Genomic DNA, 7843 nt, shown 5'->3' on the forward strand with positions numbered 1-7843 from the left:
GGGGTGTCCCAAATCTTCCACTCTGTTTTTATAACTAATCTATTTGTGCAGGTCAGGCAATTATGACTATTGGGCTGCAAGTGTGCTTTTTGGCGAAAGTGGAAGATTTGGGACATTGGCGTTGTAGCCCGCTCGCGACTGTGGAGCCTGTGGGGCATCAGGGGTGCATGTGGCGTGAGTGGCGTGGGCGGTTCCGGCGCTGTGGAGGCTATTCGGTGGATGTCACGCGGCGGAGGCTGCGTGGTGCATGCCGCCAGGTGGAGGTCGCACGGTGAAAGCCGCGCGGCGCAAGCCACGCGGGGCAGGGCAAAAGAAAAGTGGCACCTCGCGGGGAGGTGCCACTTTCGTCAGATCAACCCAGCTCTAGGCGTGCTCGTCGGCCTGCTGCTTCGGCGGCTGAACGGTCCACTCCGGCGGAACGTCCTTGCCGGACTCCTCGTCCTTCTCCGCCTGCTCGGCGGTCTCCTGAACGATGCCCTTAGCGTGGTGGCTCGGCGCGTAGACCGCGTACACCTGCATCGGCTCGTCACCGGTGTTGATGATGTCGTGCCACACGCCAGCCGGAACCTGCACAGCCCAGCCGTCGGAAACTTCCTGCTGGATGGTCATGTTGTCCTTGTCCGGACCCATGATGCACTTGCCGACACCTGCGTCCAGGCGCAGGAACTGGTCGGTATCGTGGTGCACTTCCAGGCCGATGGAATCGCCAGGCGCGATGGACATGAGGGTCACCTGCAGGTACTTACCCGTCCATGCGGTGGTGCGGTAGTTAGTGTTCTCTCGGGTGGCAGTTTCAATGTCAAAGACATTGGCCTCTGGTCCGTTGTCTACGATCTTCATGATGCTCCTTCCGGTTCGACGACCTTCATCTCCCAGTGTAGGCCGGTTTTCCTGGCCTTTCAGGCGCCCGCCAGCCCGCTGACACAGCAACGCTGTCACGCCGAAGCCACAATGCTGTCACGCCGAAGCCATAACGCTGTAACACTGGGGGCATGGCTACTTCTGACATTTATTGGAAAGCTAACCCCGACCGCCCCGGCGCTTGGGAGGTCGCGGGCCTGCGCTGGCTCGCCGAAGCTCCGGGCGGCGCCCCGGTTGTTTCTGTTCACAAGCATGATGCTCGTGGGTTGGGGATCGATCGGGTAGAGCCTATGACGCCCACACGCGCCATGGCCGAGGATTTCGGCCGAAAGCTGGCGGCCACGCATGCTGCGGGGGCGCCCCATTTCGGGTTCTCGCCGACGGGGGAGTCCGGATTTCAAGGCCCTAACGACATCCTCTTGGAGCTTCCCCTGAAACCCTTCGAAAGCTGGGGAGAGTTCTACGCGGACGTGTGCCTGTCTCCGCTGGTTGCGCGGGTCTTCGGTGGAACCTCGGCAGCCGAGAACTCGGGGACTGGCGCCGGGAGCGCCACCGCGGACGTTCCCGCCGAGGTCTCCCGGCTGCTGGAGGCCCTGCGCGCCGAGCAGCTGGACGACGGCACACCTCCGGCCCGTATCCACGGCGACCTGTGGGCGGGGAATGTGCTGTGGGGGAAGGTGGCGTCAAGAAATATAGAAGGGGCAATCCTCATCGACCCGAGCGCGCATGGCGGCCATCCGCGCGCGGACCTGGCGGCGCTGCGGCTCTTCGGCGCGCCGCACCTGAGTAGCATCGAGGGCGCGTATTTCGAGGCCAGCCCGCACGTGGATGGCTGGGGGACGGGTGCACAGAGCGTGGACCTGCACCAACAACACCTGCTGTGGCTGCATGCGGCGGTCTTCGGCGGCAGTTACATCGGGGAGGCCGTTGCGGGCGCGGGGCGCGTGGTGCGCGAGCTGTGACGCGCAGGCGGGGCGCGCGGCGTGTGAGCTGTGAGCCGCCGCCAGCGGAAGTGCTGTAGGGGATCCGACGGAGTACAGTCATAGTTCGGACAAAACCGCATGATTTGCTTTTCTAATTTTTAGTGAAGGAGTTTCTTCAGCGTGAAGAGAACATTCTCTATCGCCATGGCCTTCGTCGGGCTGACCGTCGGCGCGGGCTTTGCAACTGGCCAAGCAGTCATCCAATACTTCATTTCCTTTGGCCTCAACGGTATCTGGGGCGCGGTGCTGGCCGGCATCGTCATGGCCCTCGCAGGTAGCGTGATCCTGCAGGTCGGCAGCTACTTCCTGGCCGACGAGCACCGCATGGTGTTCCGCAACGTCGCGCACCCCATTGTCTCGCGGTTCTTGGATGTCTCCGTGACGATCACCCTGTTCGCCGTTGGTTTCGTGATGCTCGCCGGCGCGGGCTCCAACCTGGAGCAACAGTTCGGCCTCCCCGCCTGGGCGGGCGCGCTGTTAATGACGGGCGTGGTGCTGGCCGCCGGAATGTTGGACGTGGAGAAGGTCAGCCAGGTCATTGGCGCGCTGACCCCGCTGATCATCATCGCGGTGGTGTTCGCCTTCGTGTACACGATGATCAACATGCCCTCCGACCCCTCGCATCTGAACGAGATTGCGATGGCGGAAGAGTCGCCGGTTTCCCCGTGGTTCGTCTCCGCTCTGAACTACAACGGCCTGGCGCTGCTGCTGGGTGTTTCCATGTCCCTGGTGATCGGCGGTAACTACGCCTCCCCGAAGGAGGCCGGTGTGGGCGGCCTGATGGGTGGCGTGCTGTACACCGTCATGCTGATCATCGCCGCGATCACCCTGTACCTGAACATCGAGACCGTCCAGGGCAGCGACGTGCCGATGCTCGCGATGATGGACGACATCAGCCCGGTGCTGGGCGTGATCATGGCGATCATCATCTTCTTCATGATCTTCAACACCGCGATTGGCATGTTCTATGCGCTGGGTAAGCGTCTGACCGCCAGCACCGACAAGTCCTTCCGTCCGGTGTTTATCGTGGTGACGCTCATTGGCTACGGCATCAGCTTCGTGGGCTTCGATACCCTCATGACCTACGTCTACCCGGTGATTGGCTACATCGGCCTGGTGATGATCGTCGTGATGATCGCCTGGTGGCTTCGCTCCCGCACGGACATTTTTGCGGAGTCCAACCGCCGCGACCGCATCCACGAGCTCGCCCACGCCCGCGAGCACGACGAAGAACAGTACACCGACGAGGATCGCCAGGAACTGCGCAAGCTGGTCGGCGAGTCCAACATCGAAGACAAGGAGCTTCACCGGACCATCACCGATGAGGTGAAGAGCGAGATCCCCGACGAGGAGCTCGAAAAGTAGCGCACCCGCGCGCACTGCACCGAACACCCGCCATGCGCCCGGTGCGCCGTGCCCTCTACCTGGGCGTACAATGAGTATCCATGTTTGGCGGGATGCATGAATCACTCACGACGGTTGCGATAAGCGCGGCGGATTTCACCCCGCCGCAGGGGTGGGGGCCGGTGCTGAAGGAACAGCTCGGCATTGATTTGTGGCGCATCCCGGTGGTCATGGTCGCCGCCGTGGGTATCTATTTGACGTTCCTGGTGGCGGTGCGGCTGTTTGGGCAGCGCATCCTCAGCCCGCTGGGCGGCTTTGATGCCGTCGTTATTTTTATGTTCGGCGCCGTCGCGGGCCGTGCTGTTCTGGGCCACCCGCCGTCGCTGGCCGCGGGCGTGATCGGCCTGCTCACACTCATGGGTATGGAGGCCCTCTTCGGCGTCGTGCAGGACGTCGTGGCCTTGCGCCGCACCATTAACCCGCCGCCGACGGTGCTGATTGCCCATGGTGAGGTGCTGGAGGAGACTCTGCAGCGCAACCACATTACCGAGACCGCGATCGCTACGGCCGCGCGCAAGGCGGGGGTGCGCGACTTTAGCGAGGTCGCGTGCATGATTCTGGAATCCAACGGGTCGATCTCTACCCTGCGCGCGGGGGAGAAGATCGACCCGGATTTGTTGCTGGGGGTCGAAGGCGCCGAGAAGGTTTTGTGACGCCCCCTCGTCCCACCGAACCTTAAGCGTTCAGCACCGGGTGCAGTCGCTTCATGGTCCACGTTTGCTGGCTGCGGGCCGATAGCGTGGTGACCAGGAAGCAGCCGAGGCCGACGAGGAAGAGTACTCCCACTGCGATCGGTAGGCGTTCGTCGTAGAAGCCGTAGATCAGCTGCCTGAAGCCGTTGACTGTGTACGTCATTGGGTCGAACGGATGCAGGAATTGGAAGAATTTGTTTTGGGTCTCGACTGGATAGAGGCCTCCCGAGGCGACGATCATCAGCATGAGTATCGCCAGGGCGGCCACGCGGCCGGGTCCGGGGCCGAGGAACGCAATGAACATTTGGTTCATCAGCATCCACACCAGTGCCACGAGGGCGGCGAAGAAGAATAGCCCCGGCAGGTTATCGACATCCATGCCCACGCCCCAGACGGTCACGCCGACCACGACGGCTGCCTGGCCGATGGCGAGTAGGCCGGTCGGCAGGAAGCCGGAGAGCGCCGCACGCCAGGAGTGCACGCCGGAGTTGACGGTGCGGGCCTGCAGCGGCTTGATCATCACGTAGACCATGATGCCGCCGATGAACAGTGCCATGCTGAAGAAGAACGGTGCCATGCCGGCGCCGAAGGTGTGGGTGCCGGAATCGTTGTCGCTCTTCAGATCCACCGGCCCGCCGATGGTGGAGGCGGTGGCCAGGCGCTGGCCTTCGTTCCAATTCGGAACCTGCTTGGAGCCATCGGAGAGCTTGGTGTGGAGTTCGGAGGCGCCGTCATCCAGCTTGGCGGTGCCGTCCTTGGCCTTGCCGGTGCCCTCGGCGAGCTTGTCCGCACCGTCCTTGAGCTTGGTGTTGCCGTCGTCCAGCTTGATCACGCCGTCCTTTAGCTTGCCTGCGCCGTCGGAGGCTTCGCCCATCTTCTCATCGAGCGTCTGCGCGCCGTCGTTGAGCTTGTTCACGCCGTCCTGTAGCTGCTTGAACTGTCCAGGCAGGCCCTTTAGCTCGGTCACGCCGTTGCGCAGTGGCGCGTTCGGGTCGTTGAGCTGGTAGGACAGTTGTGCGCTGCCGTCAGCCAGGCGCTTCAGGTCCGAGGCGTTCTGCGACTTCGGGCCGAGGCCCTGCGTCTCCAGGGCGAAGGCGACCTTGTCCAGCTCGTCAGCTGCGGTGATGGCGGCGGGCACGCCGGTGCCGCGCAGGTCGCGGGAGAGCCCACGCAGCTTGACCGCGTGGTCGCCCTGGGCCTTGGTCACACCGCCCAGTTTGGTGTTGAGCTGCTGCACTCCGTCGTTGACCTGGCTTGCTCCGTCGCCGAGTTTATTGACGCCATCTTCCAGCTGATTGAGCTTTCCGGCCTTGCCGTTGAGCTTGTCAGCCGCAGCGTTCACCTTCGTGGCGAGCTCGTCAGTACCGTCGGCTAGTTTCCCTGAACCGTCGTGGAGTTGGACGAGTCCGTCATCCAGATCGGTTGCGCCCTTGCGCAGCTTGCCGGAACCGTCCTTGGCGGTGGCCAGGCCGTCGGCGAGCTTGTTGGCGCCGTCGTCCAATTGGATAGACCCGTCCTTCAGTTCGGCGGTGCCGTCGGCGAGCTTGCCGGCGCCGATCGCAGCCTTCTGCATGCCGGAGCCGGCATCAACGACGCCGACGAGGACTTTGTCCACAGCCTCTGCACTGATCTTGTCGCCGACCACGCTGATGACCTCACGCATGACGTTCTGGCCGATCATGGTGGACAGGTAGCCGTTCGCGTCGTTGTAAGTGCTGATGAGGTTGGCTTTCTCCGGGTTATCGGAGGTGGGGGAAGCCACCGCTTCGGAGAAGTTTTCCGGCAGTTCGAGAGAGAAGTAGTATTGGCCGGATTCCACGCCCTTGCGGGCATCTTCGGCATCCGTTTCGATCCAGCTGATCTGGTCGTTGTCCTTTAATCCTTCGATTACCGTGTCGCCGGCGCGCAGTTCCTCGCCCTCAACGTTGGTTCCCTTGTCACTGTTCACCAGGGCAACGGGGAGGCTGTTCAGGTTCCCGAAGGGGTTCCAGAATGCCCACAGGTAGAGGGCGGAGTACAGCAGCGGCATAAGCACAAGGATGACAAGTGCGGCTCGGGTGAGCCGGTTGCGCTTGAAACTGCGGATTTCGCTGTTGAGTTTGAAACCGGCAAGCATTAACGGTTCTCCTTCTGCTCTGCGGTGGTGTTGTGGTCTTCGGGAATGTCTAGGTCGTCGAGTTCTGGATCATCGAGTTCGGGGTCGTATTGGTCTGATTCCACTTCAGCCGGGTCAGGGTATTCACGCAGTCCGGTATGAATCGGGTGCGCGTGGCCAGCGTTGGCGTCAATTTCAATAACCTTGTGTGGCGCCACAGGTCCGACAATGGGGTTCGACGAGTTCACGATCACAGGAATGTCCTGCGATAGGCGCTCTAGCACCTGCAACAGAATTGCACGGTCGTCGTTCTCGTGCACCTGCTCGATGTCGTCCATGATCAGCAGCTCGACGGGCTTGTTGTCGGCGGGCGACAGGGCAAGGCTGATGCGCAACATGATCTTGTCCAGGTTGTCCAGCTGGGAGATGTAGGCATCCAGCGGAGGCAGGTCGCGGTCGCCGTAAACGTGGTTGCAGAAGCGCTCTAGGTCCTCTTGGGTGGCCTTGCGCATCGGCATGAACCACGGCTTCGACCAGGACAAAGACTCGGTGAGCACGTCCTGGACCGTGACGGAACGCTCCAGCAGGTCGATCTGCTCCACGCCCGCGATGGCTACGCGGGAGCGGATCGCCTTTGGCTTGGATTCGCCGAGCACGCTCAGCGAGCCGCCGGTGGGCTTCATCCGACCAGAAAGAACTAGAGCTAGGGCCGTGCGGCCGGAGCCACCCTTGCCAAGCAGGTTGGTTAGACCCTGGTTGGGGATAGCGAAAGAAAGAGGGCCGAACACTCGGCCCTCGTCACCTTTTAGCTCGAGATCCTGGGCTTCTACTGCTAGGGAAGACATGGCTTTACCTGATTTCTGTGGGTAGGGAAGCTCGGTCTATTTCAACAGACACCCTGGACATTTTTGTAGATTTTGACGATTTCGTCAATTTCCTTCGCGGTGCGCTGTGATGGCGTGGCAAAATAGCGCTACAGCACCCGAATCTACAAGGAATTTAGCCGGGAAGCTGTAGCGCTATTGGGGAAGGAGGTGGGCTATATTGCCGCTCCGAATACGGAGCCGACAGCGAAGGTGACCGCCAGGGCTGCCATTCCGCCGATCACGATGCGCAGCATTGCGCGGGTCTTCGGCACGTTACTTAGGTGAGCCGACAGAGCGCCAGTGAGCGCCAAGGCTACGAAGGTCACGCCGAAGATTACGGCGACGGGGGCGAACAGAGCGGCGGCAAACGGCAGAGCGGCACCCAAGATAAAGGAAATGAAGGATGCGATGCCCGCCGACCACGGGTTCACCAGCTGGCTCATTCCCATGGCGCGCTCGGAATCGCGCTGTGAGGAGACGGAGACGTACTCGCCGAGCGCCATGGATACGGCACCGCCGATGACGGCGGCCAGGCCGGACATGGCGATGGTCTGTGGGTTGCTGGTCGCGCCAGCCACGCCGACGAGGACCGCGGCGGTGGAGACGATGCCGTCGTTCGCGCCGAGGACGGCCGCGCGGAGGCGGTTGAGGCTCTCGCCGTGGTTGTCATCGACGTCGGGGTGTTCGGTGGGGGCGGCGAGCTCAGGGTGTTCGGCTGGAGCGGTCGGTGTGTGTTCGGCCTGGGTGGCTGGCGGAACCTCTGCGTGCGCGGTCACTTCAGCCGTCGGGATGGTGATAATCCCGCGTTCGCATGTAGCCACGGCAGTGCAGCTGCCGTCGTAGTAGCGATCGCAGGGGCAAGATACTGAAGTGCTCATGACTCAAGTATCGCTGAGCGTCAGATTTACTGCAAGCATTGAAAGGTTACCTTTATGCAGGTCA

General features: G+C 62.2%; 7 protein-coding genes. 3 read left to right on the plus strand and 4 right to left on the minus strand.

Annotated elements, in window-relative coordinates; translation table 11 throughout:
- Positions 1-363: 363 nt before the first annotated feature.
- Positions 364-840 carry a cupin domain-containing protein gene (locus tag Q0331_RS08400; protein ID WP_298075923.1) on the minus strand — a complete coding sequence of 159 codons (477 nt, stop codon included), beginning with the start codon at positions 838-840 and terminating at the stop codon, positions 364-366.
- A 152-nt stretch (positions 841-992) separates the two neighbouring features.
- Between Q0331_RS08400 and Q0331_RS08405 the strand changes: the two genes are divergently transcribed.
- The 3 genes from Q0331_RS08405 (at position 993) to Q0331_RS08415 (ending at position 3901) form a co-directional block, all read left to right on the plus strand.
- Complete coding sequence (locus Q0331_RS08405; protein ID WP_298075924.1) at positions 993-1823, plus strand: fructosamine kinase family protein; 831 nt, start codon at positions 993-995, stop codon at positions 1821-1823.
- Positions 1824-1964: 141 nt separating this feature from the next.
- Complete coding sequence (locus Q0331_RS08410; RefSeq protein ID WP_298075925.1) at positions 1965-3209, plus strand: hypothetical protein; 1245 nt, start codon at positions 1965-1967, stop codon at positions 3207-3209.
- A gap of 92 nt (positions 3210-3301) precedes the next feature.
- A complete protein-coding gene (locus tag Q0331_RS08415) occupies positions 3302-3901 on the plus strand; it encodes a DUF421 domain-containing protein (protein WP_298075926.1) in 600 nt (199 codons plus the stop codon).
- 22 nt (positions 3902-3923) lie between these two features.
- Here the strand turns inward: Q0331_RS08415 and Q0331_RS08420 are convergent, their stop codons facing one another.
- From Q0331_RS08420 to Q0331_RS08430, 3 genes are all read right to left on the minus strand, one after another.
- On the minus strand, positions 3924-6056 hold the full coding sequence (locus Q0331_RS08420; RefSeq protein ID WP_298075927.1) for a YhgE/Pip domain-containing protein: 2133 nt from the start codon (positions 6054-6056) through the stop codon (positions 3924-3926).
- Positions 6056-6880, minus strand: coding sequence for an ATP-binding cassette domain-containing protein (locus Q0331_RS08425; RefSeq protein ID WP_298075928.1), 825 nt, complete (start codon positions 6878-6880; stop codon positions 6056-6058). Before Q0331_RS08425 ends, Q0331_RS08420 begins: the two co-directional genes overlap by 1 nt.
- Positions 6881-7074: 194 nt before the next feature.
- A complete protein-coding gene (locus Q0331_RS08430) occupies positions 7075-7722 on the minus strand; it encodes a VIT1/CCC1 transporter family protein (RefSeq protein ID WP_298075929.1) in 648 nt (215 codons plus the stop codon).
- Between the last annotated feature and the right edge of the window lie 121 nt (positions 7723-7843).

Source organism: uncultured Corynebacterium sp., assembly GCF_937999985.1.
Lineage (GTDB): Bacteria > Actinomycetota > Actinomycetes > Mycobacteriales > Mycobacteriaceae > Corynebacterium.

Coding starts and splice junctions, on each gene's coding strand:
- Q0331_RS08400 (WP_298075923.1), bottom strand. CDS start 840: ATGAAGATCGTAGACAACGGACCAGAGGCCAATGTCTTTGACATTGAA.
- Q0331_RS08405 (WP_298075924.1), top strand. CDS start 993: ATGGCTACTTCTGACATTTATTGGAAAGCTAACCCCGACCGCCCCGGC.
- Q0331_RS08415 (WP_298075926.1), top strand. CDS start 3,302: ATGCATGAATCACTCACGACGGTTGCGATAAGCGCGGCGGATTTCACC.
- Q0331_RS08420 (WP_298075927.1), bottom strand. CDS start 6,056: ATGCTTGCCGGTTTCAAACTCAACAGCGAAATCCGCAGTTTCAAGCGC.
- Q0331_RS08425 (WP_298075928.1), bottom strand. CDS start 6,880: ATGTCTTCCCTAGCAGTAGAAGCCCAGGATCTCGAGCTAAAAGGTGAC.